Consider the following 17893-nt stretch of genomic DNA (forward strand, 5'->3'; position numbering starts at 1 on the left):
GCGCCGCGCGGCGCGGCGGCTGCCCCGGCCGCGCCGATGATCTTCCATGCCGAAGAGATCAAGCCCGTCGTCATCGATCTGAGGAAATAAGATGGCCGCGAGTCTGCGCAGTCTGCAAATCCGGCAGACCTTGATCCTGATCGTCCTGACGATCATTTATTTGTGCTGCGAGCTGGGCTTCAATGCCCGTTTGCTCGACGTGGTGGGCGGCGACGTCAAGCCGCACGACGTGGAAGGCGTGGAATTTTATGGCCGCAGCCTGTCGGGCATCGCCGCCGCGCTGGTGGTGCTGCAGCTGATGTGGCGCCGCCGCCTGAAGAACAATGGCAGCGGCCCCGGCTGGAAAAAGATCGTCTTTTGCTGCGTCGCCACGGCCGCGGTCGTGTTCGGCATTCTGAAGACGACGGTCACGGTGCTGGTCGAAACGCGCGATGCGCAATTTCGCCGCCTGGCCTTCAATACCACCCTGATGCAGCGCTCGCTGGTGGGCGGCAGCCTGCAATTGCAGGGCCTGGTCGATGATCCCACCCTGTTTGCCAAGCCCGAAGGCAAGGCCTTCCTCGCCCTGTTTCCGTTCCTGGCCGTGTCGGTGGGCCACCTCGACGAGCGCATGGAGCCGGCCAAGGAGCAGTTGATCAACTTTAATGTCCGCAAGATCGCCGGCGGCGCGGCCGGCTACTACGACAAGTATCAGCAGGCGATCGGCGAAGTGCATGACAAGTGGAAATTGTATTCGGGTATCATTCCCGACGACGATGCGGGCTTGCGCCAGCAGCAGGAATCGGCCTGGAACGATTATCGGCAAAGCCTGTCGCGCCACGGCTGGCAGCCGCATTCCGTGCCGGCGCGGCGCAAGGCAGCCGTGGTCAACAATGTGCGCAAGAAGGTGCCCGTGTCGGCCAACTGGCATCCGGCCGATCAATTGAGTTTCCGCGCCGCCGTCAAGCGCCGCTATGCGTCGGAAGCGGCCGGCAAGGGCTTGACGATCAAGGGCGACCGCATTCCGCCCGGCTTGTCTTTCCCCGCCTTCGTGGCGCGCCCCGGCATCCAGGCCGTGCTGCGGGACGGGCCGGACGGCGGCGACGGCAGCGAAGCGGGCAAGGGCTTGCGCTTGCCCAAGGGCGCCGTGGTGCAGGCGGCGTATGCGAGTCCGGCCGAGTTCAGCCGCCTGTTCGACCAGTTCGCCGCGCGCCAGACGGCGGAAAAGCTGGTGGAGTACCGCGCCAGCCGCAGCGACTTCGAAGTGCATGGCAAGTATTATGCGGAGGGCAAGGAAGCGGCGCGCGCCGCCATCGTGCCGCCCGTGGCCCTGTTTTTCTCGCTGCTGGGCGCCATCGGCCACTTTTCGAAACTGCTGTACCTGATCGCCACCGTGGGCTTGCTGGTGCTGGCGGCGCGCCGGGGCGAGCAGGCGGGCGCCGATGGCCAGCTGAGCCGCCGTTCCGCCTGGATCGCCACGGGCGTGCTGGCCGGCGCCTTCCTGGGCACCTGGGGCATCTTCAGCCTGTCGGACAACAATGTCACGAAGAGCGAGCTGTTCCGCCAGATGCTGGACTGGAACCGCCAGGCGGCCGACGACAGCACGCGCTGGCAAATCGCCGGCAAGGGCTTGCTGGCCAATATCACGCACGTCGTGGCGGTGGGGCAGGGCTACAGCTACCCCGTCAACGAAGCGATCCGCATCAATGTTTTGCAGGGACTCGAATATGGTTATCACCCGCAACAAAAATAAGGCGGCCGCGCTGGCCTTGCTGCTGTGCATGGCCAGCACAGCCGTGCAGGCCGACTGCCTGGGCATGAAGGTGCACGCCCACCGTGGCGCCGGCAATGCGCCGGAAAACTCGCTGAGCGCGCTGCGCAACACGTATTTCGGCACCTGGGACGGCGTCGAGACGGATTTGCAACTGCTGGGCGACGGCAACTGGGTCGTGCACCACGATCTGTTGACGGGCAGGGTGGTCGACACGGGCGCGCCCCGCACCGTGAAACAATTGACGGCCGACGACTGGCGCGCGGCCAGCATGAAGAACCGGGGCGTGCCCACGCCGGAAACGCCGCCCTTTGTGAGCGACATCGCCGACCTGGCCACCGCTTTCCCGGCCAAGACCCTGAATGCGGAAATCAAGGATGTCATGCCTTCGTGCGCACCGATCGCCACCCTGGTGGCGCAGTTGCGCGGCATCAAGCACGGCAACTGGTTCTTGACGTCGGGCGTGCCGAACAACCTCGCTTGCGCGCGCCGCGCCGACCCGCAAGGCTACCTGGGCCTGCTCGTGTTTGACGCGCGCAATGCGCAGGCGGCCGGCGCCAACCGGGTCAGCCGCTACATTGCGAAAAACGCCCGTCCGCCCAGGCTGGACAAGCCGTGGCTGCAGCGCGTGCAGCAGCAGATCGGCATGCCCGTCGGCGTGCACGTCGATGCGCGCAGCCTGGACGCCAATCCGAATCTGCTGGCCGATGCGGCCGGCATGAACATGCCCGTCTTCGTCTACGCCGTCGATGGCGACTCGGCCCTGGCCGCGTCCTTGCTGCGCGCCCAGCAGCGCAGCCACCGCCTGCCCAGCGGCGTCATTCTTGACGGCAATCCCGAAACGTTTTGCGCGATGATGAAATAATCACTTTGATCGACCGGGAGACCCTGCCATGACACTGCCACAGACCGACCCTGCCGCCGCTCTTGCCCGTAGCGCCATCGGCGCCATGTTCTTTTCCCTGTTCGGCGGCCTGTGGGTGGCCGCCTGGTGCGTGCAGACGTATGGCGCCCAGCCTTTGCGTCTGCTGCCGGTGGCCGCCGTCACCGTCCTGCTGTTCATGCTGGCGTGGCGCCAGTTCCGCCGCCACCGGGCCGCGCATGCGGCGGCGGAACAGACGCCGCAAGCGAAGCGCGCGGGCCGGCTGTTCAATATGGTGAACGCGGGACAATGGATCGCCATCTTCATCGTCGGCAATGTCCTGAAAAACCTGGGGCTGCAGGCGTGGTTCATCCCCGCCGTGATCCTGATCGTGGGCCTGCATTTCTTTCCGCTGGCCTGGCTGTTCAAGGCACGCCGCCATGTGGCCATCGGCATGGCCCTGTGCGTGTGGGCCATCGGCTATCCGCTCACCGTGCGCCACGGCCCCATGCATCCCGTCGGCTGCCTCGGCGCCGGCCTGATCCTGTGGGTGGCGGCCCTGTCCGCCGTGCGCGCCGGTTTTGCCGTGCAGCAGAACACCTTGCAAGCGCAGAAATAGCTGCGTCAGACGGCCCGCACAGGGCCGTTTTTGTCTCCGTTAAGTCTCTTTTCCTGCCTGTTTTTTGCGCATCGCAGCATCGATAATGTTTGCATCGCGCGCCGTGCTGGCCTATAAATGTAATCGATTACATTTATGTGAAAAGCCCCATGCCGCCAGCCGTCCCGTCTTCCTTGCCGACAGAAACCGTCTCCATCAGCGCCGTCGCCGCGCATGCGGGCGTGTCGGTGGCCACCGTCTCGCGCGTGATGAACGAGCAGGCCGGCGTGCGGGCGCCCACGCGCGACAAGGTGCTGGCGTCCGTGGCCGCGCTCGGCTACCGCATGAACCACCTGGCGCGCAGCCTGCGCACGGCCGAGAGCCGCATGCTGCTGACCATGGTGCCCGACGTGGGCAACCCTTTCTATGCGCAGATCGTGCGCGGCATCGACACGGTGGCGCGCGAGCACGGCTACTTTGTATTGCTGTGCGACACGGGCGCCGATGCGGGCCGCGAGCGCTCCTACTTCGACCTGCTGCGCATGCACCGGGCCGACGGCGCCATCTGCCTGGACCCGGACACGGTGCAGCATGCGTTGTCGCATGAGTCCGCCAGCCTGCCGTGGGTGGCCTGCTGCGAATTCGACCCCGGCGTGGCCGTGCCCTATGTCGGCATCGATAACCACCGGGCCGCCACCGACGCCGTCGCGCACCTGCTGGCGCGCGGCCACACGCGCATCGGCCTGATCAACTCCGACGAGCGCTATCTGTACGCGCGGCAACGCCAGCAAGGCTATCTGGACACCCTGGCGGCGGCCGGCCTGCCCGTGCGGCCGCAGTGGGTGCACACGGTGCAAAGCCTCGATTACGAGGCGGGCACGGCCGCCACCCTGCGCATGATGGCGCAGCCCGATGCGCCGACGGCCATCTTTGCCGTGTCCGACACCCTGGCCATCGGCGTCTTGAGCGCGCTGCGCCAGCTGAACCTGCGCGTGCCCGAGGACGTGGCCGTCATCGGCTTCGACGATATCGCCATCGCCGCGCAGATGGCCCCCGGTTTGACCACCATCGCGCAGCCGATGCGCGAGCTGGGCGAGACGGCGGCCCGCCTGCTGCTGCAGCGCTTGGCGGACCCGGCAGCCAGCGTGCCGGGCGTGCTGCTGCAGCACCGCTTAATTCTGCGAGGGAGTGCATAGTGAGCGTTGCCGTCGGTTTCGAGGGGGTGTGCAAGGATTTCGGCCCCGTGCGCGTCTTGCATGGCGTCAGTTTTACCCTGGCGCCCGGGCGCGTGTATGGCTTGCTGGGCGAAAACGGCGCCGGCAAGTCGACCCTGATGAAAATCCTCGCCGGCTACGAGGGCGTGAGCGAAGGGCAGCTGCTGATCGATGGCCAGCCCCGGCGCTTCGCCAGCTCGCGCGCGGCGGAGGCCGCCGGCATCGTGCTGATCCACCAGGAATTCAACCTGGCCGAGCACCTGACGGTGGCGCAAAACATGTTTTTAGGACACGAAAAGACGCGCGGCTGGCTGTTGGACGAGGCCGCCATGCGCGAGGAAGCGTCGCGCTATTTGAAACAGGTGGGGCTGGACGTGTCGCCCGACACCAAAATACGCGACCTCATCGTTGCCGAAAAACAGCTGGTGGAAATCGCCAAGGCCTTGTCGCGCCGCGCCCGCTTTTTGATCATGGACGAGCCGACGGCCACCCTGACGTCGTCGGAAACCCAGCGGCTGTTCGCCGTCATGGCGCAGCTCAAAAGCGATGGCGTGACCATTTTGTATATCTCGCACAAGCTCGATGAAGTGGAGCGCAACACGGACGAGGTCATCGTCATGCGCGACGGGCGTTTCGTCACGCGCGAGCCGACGGCCAGCCTCACGCGCCAGCAGATGGCGAACCTGATGGTGGGGCGCGAATTGTCCGACATGTTCCCGGCGAAAGTGGCGCTGGCGGCCGATGCGCCCGTGGTCTTGAGCGTCGACGGCTTGTGCGTGCCCGGCTGGTCGACAAACCTGTCGTTCGAGGTGCGTGCCGGCGAAGTGCTGGGCTTTGCGGGCCTGGTGGGCGCGGGGCGCACGGAATCGTTTGAAGCGCTGCTGGGCTTGCGCCCGCGCAGCGCGGGCTTGATCGAGATCAATGGCCAAGAGGTCGATATCCGCACGCCCAGGCAAGCCATGCAGCATGGCCTGACGTATCTGAGCGAAGACCGCAAGGGAAAGGGCTTGCATGTGAACCTGGGCTTGCGCGAAAACCTCACGATGATGACGATGGAGCGCTATGCGCGGCCCTGGCTCGACGTCAACGCCGAGAAGCAGGCACTGGCCAGGGCCGTCGGGGATTTCAATATCCGCACGGGCGACCTGGACAGCCGCGCGCGCATGTTGTCTGGCGGCAACCAGCAAAAGCTGGCGCTGGCGAAATACCTGCATTCGGACCCCCGCGTCGTCGTGCTCGATGAACCGAGCCGTGGCGTGGACGTGGGCGCCAAGCGCGACATTTACTTCTTGATCCACCGCCTGGCCGCCGAAGGGCGCGCCGTGATCGTGATTTCATCGGAACTGATCGAATTGATCGGCCTGTGCCACCGGGTCGCCGTGATGCGCGCCGGCACCTTGCAAGCCACCCTGTCCGCCGACCACCTGACCGAAGAGGAGTTGATTGCCCATGCAACCGGCACGCACTGACACCACCGTATCCCCGATGGCCACCGCCGTTGCCCGCTTCGGCGCGCGCATCAAGGGCTTGGGCCCCGTGCTGGGCTTGTTATCTCTGTGCATCGCGGGCACCTTGCTCAACGGCGACTTCGCCACCGTGGACAACCTGATGAACGTGCTCACGCGCACGGCGTTCATCGGCATCATCGCCGTGGGCATGACCTTCGTCATCATTTCCGGCGGCATCGACCTGTCGGTCGGCTCCATGGCGGCCCTGATCGCCGGCTGCATGATTTATTTCATGAATGCGCTGGCGCAAGGCGCGGGCGGCAACCTGGCGCCGATCACCATGCTGGTGCTGGGCATCGCCATGGCGCTGGTGCTGGGAGCTGGTTTCGGCCTGATGCACGGTTTATTAATCAGCAAGGGCAATATCGAACCGTTCATCGTCACCCTGGGAACGCTCGGCATCTTTCGCGCCGTGCTCACGTATCTGGCCGACGGCGGCGCGCTGACCCTGGATGCCACCCTGTCCGAGCTGTACAGCCCCGTCTACTACACGAGCGTGCTGGGCGCGCCGATCCCGATCTGGATCTTTCTGTTCGTCGCGGCGGCTGGCGCCGTCATCCTGAACCGCACGACCTTTGGCCGCCACGTGCAGGCGATTGGTTCCAACGAGCAAGTGGCGCGCTATGCGGCCATCAATGTCGACAGAGTGAAAATTGCCACCTACATGCTGCTGGGCATCTGCGTGGGCATTGCCACGGTGCTGTACGTGCCGCGCCTGGGCTCGGCCACGCCGACCACGGGCTTGCTGTGGGAACTCGAAGCCATCGCCGCCGTCGTCGTCGGCGGCACTGCCCTGAAGGGGGGAGAAGGGCGCATCGTCGGCACCGTGATCGGCGCCATCCTGCTCTCCGTGATCAGCAATATCCTGAATTTGACCAGCATCATCAGCGTCTACCTGAATGCCGCAGTGCAAGGCGTGGTGATCATCGCCGTCGCCTTCCTGCAGCGAGGCCGCAAATAAAACCACAGCGGCGTTCTGAAAGGGCGGCCACCGGGCGCCCACAACCTTGGAGGAGAGCAGCATGAAGAGCTTTATACGGGTAGCAGGGATGGCGGTGCTGGTGCTGCAGGCGTGGGCGCTGCCGGTGGGACCGGCGCAAGCGGCTGACAAGCTCGTCGTCGGCGTGGCCATTCCCACGGCCACGCACAGTTTCACGTCGGGCATCGTGTGGTGGGCCAACCAGGCCAAGGCGGAGCTGGAAAAAGCCCATCCGGGCGTGAAAATCATCGTCAAGACGGCCGCCACGGCGCCCGAGCAGGCGAACCAGCTGCAGGACATGTTGACGGTGAACAAGATCAACACCCTGGTGATCTTCCCCATCGAATCGGCCTCGCTGACGCAGCCCGTGGCACAAGTAAAAAGCAAGGGCGTGTACGTGACGGTGGTGGACCGTGGCTTGACGAACACGCAGTCGCAGGATGCGTACATCGCCGGCGACAACACGGCCTTCGGCAAGCTGCCGGCCGAATACCTGGCGAAAAGCCTGAATGGCAAGGGCAATATCGTCGTGCTGCGCGGCATGCCGACCACGCTCGATAACGAGCGCTACGACGCGTTTTCCGCCGTGATGAAGGGCCATCCCGAGATCAAGGTGCTCGACGCCAAGTACGGCAACTGGAACCGCGACGACGCCTTCAAGGTCATGCAGGATTATTTGACGCGCTTCAAGCACATCGACGCCGTATGGGCCGCCGATGACGACATGGCCATCGGCGTGCAAAAAGCCATCGCGCAAGCCAAGCGCACGGATATCAAGCAGGTGTTCGGCGGCGCGGGCGCCAAGGGGGCGGTGAAAAAGATCATGGACGGTTCCGACCCGCTGATCGTGGCCGACGTGTCGTACTCGCCCAAGTTCATGTACGACGCCATCAAGCTGACGACGGAAGCGCGCCTGAAAGGTGATAAATTGCCGGCCAACACGATCATCCCCTCGGTGCTGATCACGCGCGAGAACGCCAGGCAGTTCTACTTTCCGAACTCGCCTTTTTAATCACACCCCAAGACCAGGGCTGGGGTCGTACCTGAAGGGGGAATGCGTCCCAATGGGACGCATTCCGATCCCGCAGGGACCGACCTTCCAATTTGATTTTAAGGAATTTCCATGAAAACCATCCAGGGCCCGGCCATTTTCCTGGCCCAGTTTCTCGGCGACGAGCCGCCGTTCGACTCGCTCGGGCACCTGGCGCAATGGGCGGCCGGCCTGGGCTACAAGGGCTTGCAGCTGCCCACGGCACCGCGCCTGTTTGACCTGCAACAAGCGGCTGCAAGCCAGCAGTACTGCGACGACGTGAAAGCTCTGCTGGCGCGCCACGGCTTGCAGGTGACGGAATTGTCGACGCATTTGCAGGGCCAGCTGATCGCCGTGCATCCGGCCTACGACGCGCTGTTCGACGGCTTTGCGCCAGAACAGGTGCGCGGTGATCCTGCCGCCCGCACGGCGTGGGCCACGCAGCAGCTGCTGTGGGCGGCCATCGCCTCGCAGCGCCTGGGATTGCAGGCGCACGTGACGTTTTCCGGCGCGCTGGCCTGGCCGTATCTGTACCCGTGGCCGCAGCGCCCGGCCGGATTGGTGGAAACGGCGTTCGCCGAACTGGCGAAACGCTGGCTGCCCATCCTCGACGCGTTCGATGCGGCCGGCGTGGACCTCTGCTATGAATTGCATCCGGGCGAGGACTTGCACGACGGCGTGACGTTCGAGCGCTTCCTGGCCGCCGTCCACGACCATCCGCGCGCGTCCATCTTGTACGACCCCAGCCACTTCGTGCTGCAGCAGCTCGATTACCTCGCGTTTATTGACATTTATCATGCGCGCATCAAGGCTTTTCACGTCAAAGATGCGGAATTCCGGCCCAGCGGGCGCCAGGGCGTGTATGGCGGCTATGGCGACTGGCAGGACCGGGCCGGGCGCTTCCGCTCGCTCGGTGACGGGCAGATCGATTTCAAGGCGATTTTCTCGAAGCTGGCGCAGTACGACTTCCCCGGCTGGGCCGTGCTGGAGTGGGAATGCTGTTTGAAACACCCGGAGGACGGGGCGGCCGAAGGCGCGCGTTTCATCCGTGACCACATCATCCGCGTGGCCGAACATGCGTTCGACGATTTCGCGGGCAGTGCTGTTGACCAGGATCAAATCCATCACTTGCTTGGCCTAGGCCCGGCCAGGGACTAGGAGACTGACATGCAGCGACGTTTACGGCTGGGCATGGTAGGGGGCGGGCAGGGCGCATTCATCGGCGCCGTGCACCGCATCGCGGCGCGCATCGACGACCAGTACGAACTGGTGGCGGGCGCCCTGTCGTCCGACCCGCAGCGGGCGCGCGACAGCGGCGCCGCGCTGCACCTGGCGCCGGAGCGTTGCTACAGCGATTACCGCGCCATGGCGCAGGCGGAAAGCCAGCGTCCGGACGGCATCGAGGCGGTGGCCATCGTTACGCCGAATCATTTACATGCGCCCGTCGCCACGGCGTTCCTGGAAGCGGGCATCCACGTAATCTGCGACAAGCCGCTGGGCATCTCGCTGGCGGAGGGGCAGGCCTTGGCGGCGCTGGCGCAACGCAAAAATTTGCTGTTTGCGCTCACGCATACCTACAGCGGTTATCCGCTGCTGCGCCATGCGAAGGCGATGGTCGAGGCGGGCGACATCGGCGAGCTGCGCCTCGTGCAAGTGGAGTATTCGCAGGACTGGCTGGCCGATGCGATACACGCGGGTGGCATGAGCGAAGGCAACTGGCATAACGACCCGCTGAAAGCTGGCCCGGGCGGTACCCTGCTCGACGTGGGCTTGCACGCGTATCACCTGGCGCAGTTCGTCAGCGGACTCACGCCGCACGCCGTGCTGGCCGAATTGTCCACCTTTGTTCCGCACCGCACCCTGGACGACCATGTGCAGGTGATGCTGCGCTACGCGAATGGGGCGAAAGGGACGCTGTGGGCCAGCCAGGTGGCGACCGGTTGCGAAAACACGGTGCGATTGCGCCTGTTCGGCAGCAAGGCGCAGCTGGACTTTGACCAGGAACAACCGAATGCACTGTGGGTGACGCCGCAGGGCGGCAACCGCCAGTTGCTGCGTCCGGGCCGGGTCGACAGCGCCGCCGCGCGCCACGCCACGCGCGTGCCGGCTGGCCATCCGGAAGGGTATCTGGAAGCGTTCGCCCAGCTGTACCTGGATGCGGCCTGGCACATGCGGGCCTTGCAGGCGGGCTTGCCCGTGCCCAAGGAAGCCAGCTGGCTGCCCACCGTCCATGATGGCGTGGCGGGCCTGGCCTTTGCGCAAGCCGTGCTGCGCAGCCATGCGCAGGGCGGCAGTTGGAGCGCCTTGGCGGACTGTTAAACTGGGCGCATGAGCGCGCCCCTGACCACCTTTATCATCACCATCGTCCCGCAAGGCTGGCAATTCCCGGCCGGGGCGGGCACCACCATCGTGGCCGCCGCCGAGCTGGCCGGCATCCGCCTGCTCAGCTCCTGCCGCAACGGCACTTGCCGCACGTGCATCTGCCACATGCCTGAAGGAAAGATCCGCTACACGGTGGACTGGCCCGGCATCAGCCCCGATGAACGGCTCGACGGCTATATCCTGCCCTGCGTGGCCGTGGCGGAAAGCGATCTCACCTTGCAGGCACGCGCCGTGCGCCCATAGATCGTTGCCGTGATTATGTGTTAGATTTTTGCAATATTTCCCATGCTATAACACTCAGTCCCGGTTTCCAGCACACCTCCATTGGGGAGGAAATGAAACCTCAACATGGACCCTTGCATGCGCACATTATTCCCTTCGTTGTGGCAGGCCGCCGCATTGCCGCTGGCCATCATGACTACCTTGTCCGCCTGTGGCGGCGGTTCCGGCAGTTCCGTTGGCGTACCGCCCGGCTTGCAGGAAAAAACCGGCATGAGCCTGGCGGAGGTGAGCGGCAGCTGCACGGCCCAGCCTGGCGCTACGTGTGACGACATCCACGTGACGGTGCGCCTGGCCGATGGCGTGAGCGATGCGCGTCCCCAGCCGCAGGAAAAACCCGCCAGCGGCACGGCGCTCGTGCTGCAGGCGGCCGAGCGCCAGAAGCAGGCCGATGGCAGCTGGCTGCTGACGTTCAAGACGGTGCCTGGCCTGGCTCCCGGCGAGTACGCGGGCAAGATCGAGCTGTCCTTGCCCGCCACGGCAGGCCTGTACAAGACGGAAAGCATGGGCTACAAGGTCACGGTCGCGCCGCTTGCCGGCAGCATGGGCGCCTTGCAAGCCCTGTCCGGCGTGGGCGACTGGGAAGGCGTGAATGGCAATGCCGCGCATACGGGCCTGGTGCCGGTCACCCTCGACAGCCGCCGCTTCACGCGCCGTTGGACCTGGCTGGGCGCCAGCTCCCCGCGCGCGGTCGCTGGCAGTCCCGTGGTGACGGCCAACGGCCTCGTGTATATCAGCCAGCAGTCCGCCGTGCCGGTGGAAGGCAGCAGCAAATATGTGACCACGTCGACGGTGACGGCGCTTAACGAGAGCGACAGCCAGGCGCGCTGGACGCAATCGGTGACGCCGGACGGCTATCTGGGGGCGCCCGCCGTCTCGGGCGGCAAGCTGGCCATGGCGGGCAGCGACAGCGTCTACGTGTTTGACGCGCTCGCTGGCGGCGTGCCGGCCAGTGTGCGCCCGCCGAATACGAATGGCATGTTGCTGGGGGTGTCCCTGTCGACGGCGCCCACCTTCTTTGGCGGCAATGTCTACGTGGGCGGCAATAACGACGTGCAGGTCATCGGTGCGGCGACGCAGACGCTGTGGTCGGCCAGCCTCGGTTTGCCCAAGCTGGGCAATGTCGATGAGTGGGCGCCGGCCGTCAGCGCGGACACGGTGTACAGCCATGCGGCAGGGACATTGACGGCCTTGAATATCGCCGATGGCGCGACGCGCTTCAGCGTGGCGGTGCCAGGGCAGGTGCTGGGCGGCTTCAATAAGAACAGCTTGCGCCAGGCACCCGTGCTCGCCGATGCAGGCAGCGTTCTGGTGCTCAATCAGCGCCCGGTGGCCGGCGAGGCGGCTGATAACAGCCTGAGCCTGGTCGATGTGGGCAGCCGCGCCGTGCGCTGGGCAGTCAAGGGGCAGTTCAGCACGCAGCCGGTGGTGGCGCGCGGTATCGTGTACGTGGGCAATCAGGCCAGCAAGGCGCTGGAAGCGCGCCAGCTCGGCGATGGCGCGCTCTTGTGGAGCTGGCCGCTCGACGTGGTCCGCGACCCGTACTTTGGCGGCGACGTGATCGTCACCGATAACCTGCTGTTCGTTGGCGGCAGCAACACGACTTATGCGATCGACCTGGCCAGCCGCAAGACCGTCTGGACCTACCGCATGGGCGGCAACCTGGCGCTGTCGCGCCATGGCGTGCTGTATATCCGTCAGAGTACGAATTTGCCTGACAGCAGGATGGTGTTGACCGCCATCAACCTGCAGTAGCGGGCCGCCGCCGTGCAGCGCTCAGGGTCGGCCCGGGTTCTTGAGCCGCTGCAGCAGCGCCTCCACGCTGTCGCTGACGGGCAAGCCGTGGCGGCGCAGCAGCTGCACGTGCAAGACGAGGTTTTCCAGCACCAGCTTGGCCGCCACGGCCAGCAGGGCCAGGTTGCGGTCTTCCGGCGTAAAACTTTCCATGGCGTCGGCCATCTCGCACAGGTGGTTGGCGATCAGGCCGCGCAATTCCTGCTCGTTGAAGGGCAGGTCGGCAAAGTCGATGGGATCGGCCACTTCCACCTCCTGCATCAGCACCGCTAGTTCTTCCGGGGTAATCGTCATGCCTGGCCTCCTTGTGTGCTTGGCCCTATTTTAGGGCATGCGCCATTGTATCGTCGGCAAAGCGGACTAGAATGAGGGCTGGCCGATGACGTCGAAGGGCAGCATGGCGCACTTGCATTTTACCCAACAACTGGCGCGTTTTCTCGATGTGCCCACGCTGGACGTGGCCGCGCCCCGCCTGCGCGCCGCCCTGGATGGCGCCTTTGCGCAGCAGCCGCGCCTGCGCGGCTACGTGCTCGACGAGCAGGGCGCCTTGCGTCCCAACGTGGTGATCTTCATCGACGGCGTGCGCTGCCGCGAGCGCCGCGACCTTGACGACGTCTTGCGGCCCGACAGCCAGGTGTATATCTTGCAGGCACTTTCAGGAGGTTGACGCCATGACAGCAGTTCCGCAGCGCGCGTATCTCGGCACCCGCAAGGGGCTGTTCCGGTTCGATGTCGATGCGGCCGGCGTCTGGCAGCTGGCGCTGGTGCAATTCGCCGGCGACCCCGTCTCCATGCTGCTGCACGACAGCCGCGACGGCACGCTGTACGCGGCCCTGAACCTGGGCCACTTCGGCGCCAAGCTGCACCGCCTCGACGCGGGCGCCGGCGCGTGGCAGGAAGTCGCCGTGCCCGCGTATCCCGCCAAGCCCGAGGGCAGCAGCGATACCGTCGACTGGACCTTGCGGCAGATCTGGTCGCTGGCGGCCGGCGGCGCGGACCAGCCCGGCGTGCTGTGGGCGGGCACCCTGCCTGGCGGCCTGTTCCGTTCCAGCGACCGCGGCGACAGCTGGCAGCTGGTGGAAGCGTTGTGGAACGTGCCGCAGCGGGCGCAGTGGTTTGGCGGCGGCTACGACGTGCCCGGCATCCACAGCATCTGCGTCGACCCGCGCGACAGCAATACAGTGCTGGTCGGCGTATCCTGCGGCGGCGTGTGGCAGACGCTGGACGGCGGCGCCAGCTGGGCCCTGAGCGCGACGGGCATGCGGGCCGACTACATGCCGCCCGAACTCGATGAAAACGAAGCCGTGCAAGACCCGCACCGCATCGTGCGCAGCGCCGGCACGCCGGAAGCGCTGTGGTGCCAGCACCATAACGGCATCTGGCGCTCGCAGGACGCGGGCTGGCACTGGCAGGAAGTGACGACGGCGCCGCTGTCGCATTTCGGCTTTGCCGTGGCCGTGCATCCGCGTGACGGCGACACGGCCTGGTTCGTGCCGGCGCAGGCGGACGTGCTGCGCATTCCGCTCGACGGCGCGCTGGCCGTCACGCGCACGCGCGACGGCGGCAAAACCTTTGACGTGCTGCGCGCGGGATTGCCGCAGCAGCATTGCTACGACCTCGTGTACCGCCATGGGCTGGCGCTGGCCGACGACGGGCGCAGTTTATTGATGGCCTCGACGACGGGCGGCGCCTGGTATTCGGGCGACGAGGGCGAGCACTGGCAGACGCTGTCCGCCCACTTGCCGCCCGTCTATGCCGTCTGTTTTGCCACGCCGTAATAGCACAGGAAGATATCGACGGCCAGTTCCGTCACTTCGCGCCGGCGTGCCGGGCCCAGCAGAGGCTCACCGAGGGTGATCTGCGGCCAGAAGGCAAAGGTCTTCAGTGGAGCCATCAGCAGATGCCCCACTTCCAGCGTCTCGCCCGCCTTGATGCGCCCGTCCTGCTGCGCCGCGCGGATCCAGATATTCAGGCCTGTTTCCTTTTCATTCAGGCGCGCCACCATCGCTTGCGCGCGCGCGGGCGAGTGGATGGTTTCGCCGAAGATCACGCGCGCCAGGTCGATGAACGCCGGGTCGCACAGCAAGACCATCTTCTGCTCGACCAGGGCCAGCACCTGCGGGCGCAGGGGCTGGTCGGCCACATAGGGCACGGCGGGCTGGGCCACGCTGCTTTCCCACATGCGCTGCAGGATTTCCGCGAACAACTCGTCCTTGCTGGGGAAATGGTTGTACACGGTGCGCTTGGAAACGGCGGCCGTGGCGGCGATCCTGTCCATGCTGGTCGCATCGAAACCGTGCTCGCGGAACTCGGCGATGGCGGCATCGACGATGGCGACGCGCTTGCGGTCGGTGAGGCGTTGCGGTGCGGCCATGGCTGAAAATCTCCTTTGAAAACAATATTTTACACCTCCTGGTTTACTTTGCCAGAAATAGGAACTACACTGTGTAGTGTAATTTAATCCTTGTGTTTCATAGACCGGATCGCATATGCACCGCATCTTATTCTTGGGAGTCCTGATCATCATGAGTTCTTGCACCTTGCGCGCCGCGCCTGCCGCACCGACCGAATCGGCGCAACGCCACGAAGGCAAGTTCCGCAATCCCGTGCAGATGCACAAGCTGGGCACGGCGGCCACGCTCAAGCTGATGTGGACTTTCTTCTTTGACAAGCCTGACAGCACCGTGCCGGCCGCTGCCGTGCCCGTGCAAGCGCTGACCCGGGCGCAGCTGCTGGCCGCACCGGACAACAGCCTGTTTCGCCTCGGCCATTCAACGCTGCTGTTGAAACTGAACAATGAGTTCTTTCTCACCGACCCCGTGTTTTCCGAGCGCGCCTCGCCGGTCCAGTGGGCAGGTCCGAAGCGTTTCCACCAGCCGCCCATCGGCATCGCCGACTTGCCGCCGATCAAGGCCGTCATCCTGTCGCACGACCATTACGACCACCTCGACCATGCGGCCGTGCTGCAGCTGGCGGCCAAGACGGCGCACTTTGTCACGCCGCTGGGCGTGGGCGATACCCTGGTGTCCTGGGGCGTGCCGGCCGCCAAGGTGCGCCAGTTCGACTGGTGGCAGGGCACGACGATAGCCGGCGTGAAGCTGGTGGCGACGCCGTCGCAGCACTTCTCGGGACGGGGCCTGTTTGACGGCAATCAAACCCTGTGGGCGTCGTGGGTCATCGACGCGCCCGACGTGCGCGTGTTTTTCAGCGGCGACTCCGGCTATTTCGATGGATTCCAGCAGATCGGCGACAAGTACGGCCCGTTCGACGTGACCATGATCGAGACGGGCGCGTATGACAAGCTGTGGCCGGACGTGCACATGCAGCCCGAGGAAACCCTGCAGGCGCACCTGGACTTGCGCGGCAAGTGGCTCATGCCCGTGCATAACGGCACGTTCGACCTGGGACTGCACGCCTGGCATGAACCGTTCGACCGCATCACGGGCCTGGCGGCAAAACAGCGCGTGCACCTGGCCACGCCGCGGATGGGCGAGACGGTGGATTTGCGGCAGCCGAAGCCGGGCGAAAAGTGGTGGCTGGCGATGCTGGAAGAGGAAATGCTGCGGTAATTTACGCCGTCACGTCGATCAGGCGCCCCAGGGCCTGGCCATAGCCGTTCAGCTGGGGCGTGCTTTTCGGCGCCGCCTGAGTCAATTGCTGCGGCACGGCCACCTTGATCGCCTGGTCCAGCTGCGGCGCCTTGACGGCGGGCTGGGCGCTGGCCTCGGCTTGCTGGCTGCTGCGCTGGGCTTGGCTCAACTGTTCTTTTTCCCGGCTCAGCAACTGGCGGCTTTGCGCCAGCTGTTCGCTGTCGCGCTGCACCTGGTTCTGGCCTTGCTCGACTCTCCGCTGCGCCGTGGCCAGCGATGCCTGCACATTGTTGACGGAAGTTAGCGAGACCACATTATTCACCTTTGAAAGTATGCCCAGGCATGCGCAGAAGAAGAAAGCGCCAGCCGGGAGGCGCGACATGTCTGCAGGTAATCTTTACCTGAATCAAGAATAGGACAAATTCTCGCACAGTTCCAGTAAATATGTTTTCTTGATAATTTTATCGTGCGCGCCCGGCGTTGCTGCAATCGCAAGATGACGGTGCCCGGGCCGTTGGCATAGTGAGTACCCGCTTCCGTTTGCCTCACCGCGCCGTCTGCCATCGGCCATGCCGCGCTGGGCGGATGGTAAAAGTGGCCACATTTAAAATATTGCTTTTTAAATAGTCAATGCATTGTTGTTTTTATACCATGTTGATGTGCAGTACTGCGCTGCCTGTTTGACGCTCTGGGCTATAATTGACGGTCAGAGTTGGTTTCTTTTGCCGTACAGACAGGTAGTTAATACATGAATCTCAAGAGCCTCGCAATTGCCCTCGGCATGTCGAAAACGACAGTCAGCAGGGCGTTGAACGGCTATCCGGAAGTCAATTCCCGCACCCGTGAAATCGTCCTGGCGGCCGCCAAGAAGGTAGGCTACCGGCCCAACCCGCTGGCGCGCAGCCTGGCCGTCGGCCGCACCAACGTGCTGGGCATGATCTATCCCCTGCTGCCCAGCGACCTGGGCGACAGCGTCTTCCTGTCCGTCGTGAATGGCATGTCGGACGCCGTCGAAGCGTCGAAGATGAGCCTCATCATCGCCCCCGTGTCGCCGCAGAACGAACAGCCCTCGTATGAAACCATGGTGCGCGGACGCCAGGTCGACGGCCTCGTGGTGGGCCGCACCAGGGTGGTCGACGAGCGCATCGCCTACCTGACGAAGGTGGATTTTCCGTTTGTGGCGAACGGCCGCACACGCATCGATGCGCCCTACGCGTATTTTGACTACGACAACGATACGGGCATCGACCTGGCCCTATCCTTCCTGTTGGCCCATGGCCACCAGCGCATCGCCTTGCTGAGTGCGCCGCTGGATTTGCATTTCGCCTATGAGCGCAAGGAAAGTTTTATCCGTTGCATGGCGCAGGCGGGCTTGCAAGCCGACCCCCGCTATCTGCTCGACAACACTTTTGATCGCCGCAGCGGCTACCAGGCCATGCAGCAATTGCTGGCTTGCTCGCCGCGCCCGACGGCCGTCATCGTCGACAACCACCTGTCCGGCGTGGGCGTGGTGCGCGCCCTGATGGATGCCGGCATCGAGATCGGCAAGGAAATCTCCGTCATCGTCTGGGGCAATGTGGAAGATACCTTGATCGGCATCAACGTCACCACCATCGACCAGCCCGACCTGCGCCGCGCCGGCGCCAAGATGGTGGAAATGCTGCAATCCTTGCTGGCCGGTACGCCGCCGGAACGGCTGCAGGAAATCTGGCAACCGGTGCTGTTGCCGGGGGCCACCGTGGGGCGCTGCGCGGATTGACATCGGCTCATGCCCAGTATGGGACGTATTCCGCGAATTTATTGCCGCTGGTGCTGTCCTTGCGCTTGATGCGTCCCGCTGCGACAGCATCGGCGATCAAGTTGGTGATTTGATTGCGCTGGCGCTCGCTGACCTTGAAGCGGGTACG

Annotated in this window: 18 protein-coding genes; 15 read left to right on the forward strand and 3 right to left on the reverse strand. The window is 64.8% G+C overall.

Features of this window, described 5'->3' with window-relative positions:
• The first annotated feature begins 91 nt into the window (after positions 1 to 91).
• The 11 genes from CBW50_RS24020 to CBW50_RS24070 all read left to right on the forward strand — a co-directional run bounded on the left by CBW50_RS24020 (position 92) and on the right by CBW50_RS24070 (position 12357).
• On the forward strand, positions 92 to 1732 hold the full coding sequence (locus tag CBW50_RS24020) for a hypothetical protein (RefSeq protein ID WP_226936135.1): 1641 nt from the start codon (positions 92 to 94) through the stop codon (positions 1730 to 1732).
• Complete coding sequence (locus tag CBW50_RS24025) at positions 1707 to 2615, forward strand: glycerophosphodiester phosphodiesterase family protein (RefSeq protein WP_086147856.1); 909 nt, start codon at positions 1707 to 1709, stop codon at positions 2613 to 2615. Before CBW50_RS24020 ends, CBW50_RS24025 begins: the two co-directional genes overlap by 26 nt.
• A gap of 28 nt (positions 2616 to 2643) precedes the next feature.
• Positions 2644 to 3231 (forward strand): hypothetical protein, encoded by a 588-nt coding sequence (locus CBW50_RS24030; RefSeq protein ID WP_099420945.1) that lies wholly within the window; start codon positions 2644 to 2646, stop codon positions 3229 to 3231.
• A gap of 149 nt (positions 3232 to 3380) precedes the next feature.
• Positions 3381 to 4406, forward strand: coding sequence for a LacI family DNA-binding transcriptional regulator (locus tag CBW50_RS24035; protein ID WP_086147858.1), 1026 nt, complete (start codon positions 3381 to 3383; stop codon positions 4404 to 4406).
• Positions 4406 to 5893 carry a sugar ABC transporter ATP-binding protein gene (locus CBW50_RS24040; RefSeq protein WP_086147859.1) on the forward strand — a complete coding sequence of 496 codons (1488 nt, stop codon included), beginning with the start codon at positions 4406 to 4408 and terminating at the stop codon, positions 5891 to 5893. Before CBW50_RS24035 ends, CBW50_RS24040 begins: the two co-directional genes overlap by 1 nt.
• A complete protein-coding gene (locus tag CBW50_RS24045) occupies positions 5874 to 6893 on the forward strand; it encodes an ABC transporter permease (RefSeq protein WP_086147860.1) in 1020 nt (339 codons plus the stop codon). Before CBW50_RS24040 ends, CBW50_RS24045 begins: the two co-directional genes overlap by 20 nt.
• Before the next feature lie 88 nt (positions 6894 to 6981).
• Complete coding sequence (locus tag CBW50_RS24050) at positions 6982 to 7923, forward strand: substrate-binding domain-containing protein (RefSeq protein ID WP_216356406.1); 942 nt, start codon at positions 6982 to 6984, stop codon at positions 7921 to 7923.
• A gap of 111 nt (positions 7924 to 8034) precedes the next feature.
• Entirely contained in the window at positions 8035 to 9099 is a 1065-nt protein-coding gene (locus CBW50_RS24055; protein WP_086147862.1) for a sugar phosphate isomerase/epimerase, read from the forward strand.
• A gap of 9 nt (positions 9100 to 9108) precedes the next feature.
• Complete coding sequence (locus CBW50_RS24060; RefSeq protein WP_226936133.1) at positions 9109 to 10260, forward strand: Gfo/Idh/MocA family protein; 1152 nt, start codon at positions 9109 to 9111, stop codon at positions 10258 to 10260.
• Positions 10261 to 10269: 9 nt separating this feature from the next.
• Positions 10270 to 10566, forward strand: coding sequence for a 2Fe-2S iron-sulfur cluster-binding protein (locus CBW50_RS24065; RefSeq protein WP_086147864.1), 297 nt, complete (start codon positions 10270 to 10272; stop codon positions 10564 to 10566).
• A 117-nt stretch (positions 10567 to 10683) separates the two neighbouring features.
• The gene (locus CBW50_RS24070) at positions 10684 to 12357 is read left to right on the forward strand and encodes a PQQ-binding-like beta-propeller repeat protein (protein WP_157792407.1); all 1674 of its coding nucleotides are present in this window, start codon (positions 10684 to 10686) and stop codon (positions 12355 to 12357) included.
• A gap of 21 nt (positions 12358 to 12378) precedes the next feature.
• On the opposite strand, the gene CBW50_RS24075 is transcribed toward CBW50_RS24070, so the two are convergent.
• Positions 12379 to 12690, reverse strand: coding sequence for a hypothetical protein (locus tag CBW50_RS24075; protein ID WP_086147866.1), 312 nt, complete (start codon positions 12688 to 12690; stop codon positions 12379 to 12381).
• 103 nt (positions 12691 to 12793) lie between these two features.
• Between CBW50_RS24075 and CBW50_RS24080 the strand changes: the two genes are divergently transcribed.
• Complete coding sequence (locus CBW50_RS24080; protein WP_086147881.1) at positions 12794 to 13063, forward strand: MoaD/ThiS family protein; 270 nt, start codon at positions 12794 to 12796, stop codon at positions 13061 to 13063.
• Positions 13064 to 13067: 4 nt separating this feature from the next.
• Positions 13068 to 14174, forward strand: a complete 1107-nt coding sequence (locus tag CBW50_RS24085; protein WP_086147867.1) for a sialidase — start codon at positions 13068 to 13070, stop codon at positions 14172 to 14174.
• Here the strand turns inward: CBW50_RS24085 and CBW50_RS24090 are convergent.
• On the reverse strand, positions 14147 to 14770 hold the full coding sequence (locus CBW50_RS24090; protein ID WP_086147868.1) for a TetR/AcrR family transcriptional regulator: 624 nt from the start codon (positions 14768 to 14770) through the stop codon (positions 14147 to 14149). The genes CBW50_RS24085 and CBW50_RS24090 overlap by 28 nt on opposite strands.
• Before the next feature lie 151 nt (positions 14771 to 14921).
• On the opposite strand from CBW50_RS24090, the gene CBW50_RS24095 reads away from it, so the two are divergent.
• Positions 14922 to 15965, forward strand: a complete 1044-nt coding sequence (locus CBW50_RS24095; RefSeq protein WP_216356405.1) for an MBL fold metallo-hydrolase — start codon at positions 14922 to 14924, stop codon at positions 15963 to 15965.
• A gap of 1 nt (position 15966) precedes the next feature.
• Here the strand turns inward: CBW50_RS24095 and CBW50_RS24100 are convergent, their stop codons facing one another.
• Positions 15967 to 16299, reverse strand: a complete 333-nt coding sequence (locus tag CBW50_RS24100; protein WP_139842616.1) for a hypothetical protein — start codon at positions 16297 to 16299, stop codon at positions 15967 to 15969.
• 435 nt (positions 16300 to 16734) lie between these two features.
• Between CBW50_RS24100 and CBW50_RS24105 the strand changes: the two genes are divergently transcribed.
• Positions 16735 to 17745: a substrate-binding domain-containing protein gene (locus CBW50_RS24105; protein ID WP_086147871.1), complete on the forward strand. Its 1011-nt coding sequence runs from the start codon at positions 16735 to 16737 to the stop codon at positions 17743 to 17745.
• Positions 17746 to 17893: the final 148 nt, after the last annotated feature.

Source organism: Janthinobacterium sp. GW458P, from assembly GCF_002127585.1.
In the GTDB taxonomy this organism is placed as follows: domain Bacteria; phylum Pseudomonadota; class Gammaproteobacteria; order Burkholderiales; family Burkholderiaceae_D; genus Janthinobacterium.

What these genes read in the sequence shown, in the direction of transcription:
- CBW50_RS24020 (WP_226936135.1), top strand. Translation starts at nt 92, where the DNA reads ATGGCCGCGAGTCTGCGCAGTCTGCAAATCCGGCAGACCTTGATCCTG.
- CBW50_RS24025 (WP_086147856.1), top strand. Translation starts at nt 1,707, where the DNA reads ATGGTTATCACCCGCAACAAAAATAAGGCGGCCGCGCTGGCCTTGCTG.
- CBW50_RS24030 (WP_099420945.1), top strand. Translation starts at nt 2,644, where the DNA reads ATGACACTGCCACAGACCGACCCTGCCGCCGCTCTTGCCCGTAGCGCC.
- CBW50_RS24035 (WP_086147858.1), top strand. Translation starts at nt 3,381, where the DNA reads ATGCCGCCAGCCGTCCCGTCTTCCTTGCCGACAGAAACCGTCTCCATC.
- CBW50_RS24045 (WP_086147860.1), top strand. Translation starts at nt 5,874, where the DNA reads ATGCAACCGGCACGCACTGACACCACCGTATCCCCGATGGCCACCGCC.
- CBW50_RS24050 (WP_216356406.1), top strand. Translation starts at nt 6,982, where the DNA reads ATGGCGGTGCTGGTGCTGCAGGCGTGGGCGCTGCCGGTGGGACCGGCG.
- CBW50_RS24055 (WP_086147862.1), top strand. Translation starts at nt 8,035, where the DNA reads ATGAAAACCATCCAGGGCCCGGCCATTTTCCTGGCCCAGTTTCTCGGC.
- CBW50_RS24060 (WP_226936133.1), top strand. Translation starts at nt 9,109, where the DNA reads ATGCAGCGACGTTTACGGCTGGGCATGGTAGGGGGCGGGCAGGGCGCA.
- CBW50_RS24065 (WP_086147864.1), top strand. Translation starts at nt 10,270, where the DNA reads ATGAGCGCGCCCCTGACCACCTTTATCATCACCATCGTCCCGCAAGGC.
- CBW50_RS24070 (WP_157792407.1), top strand. Translation starts at nt 10,684, where the DNA reads ATGCGCACATTATTCCCTTCGTTGTGGCAGGCCGCCGCATTGCCGCTG.
- CBW50_RS24075 (WP_086147866.1), bottom strand. Translation starts at nt 12,690, where the DNA reads ATGACGATTACCCCGGAAGAACTAGCGGTGCTGATGCAGGAGGTGGAA.
- CBW50_RS24080 (WP_086147881.1), top strand. Translation starts at nt 12,794, where the DNA reads ATGGCGCACTTGCATTTTACCCAACAACTGGCGCGTTTTCTCGATGTG.
- CBW50_RS24085 (WP_086147867.1), top strand. Translation starts at nt 13,068, where the DNA reads ATGACAGCAGTTCCGCAGCGCGCGTATCTCGGCACCCGCAAGGGGCTG.
- CBW50_RS24090 (WP_086147868.1), bottom strand. Translation starts at nt 14,770, where the DNA reads ATGGCCGCACCGCAACGCCTCACCGACCGCAAGCGCGTCGCCATCGTC.
- CBW50_RS24095 (WP_216356405.1), top strand. Translation starts at nt 14,922, where the DNA reads ATGAGTTCTTGCACCTTGCGCGCCGCGCCTGCCGCACCGACCGAATCG.
- CBW50_RS24105 (WP_086147871.1), top strand. Translation starts at nt 16,735, where the DNA reads ATGAATCTCAAGAGCCTCGCAATTGCCCTCGGCATGTCGAAAACGACA.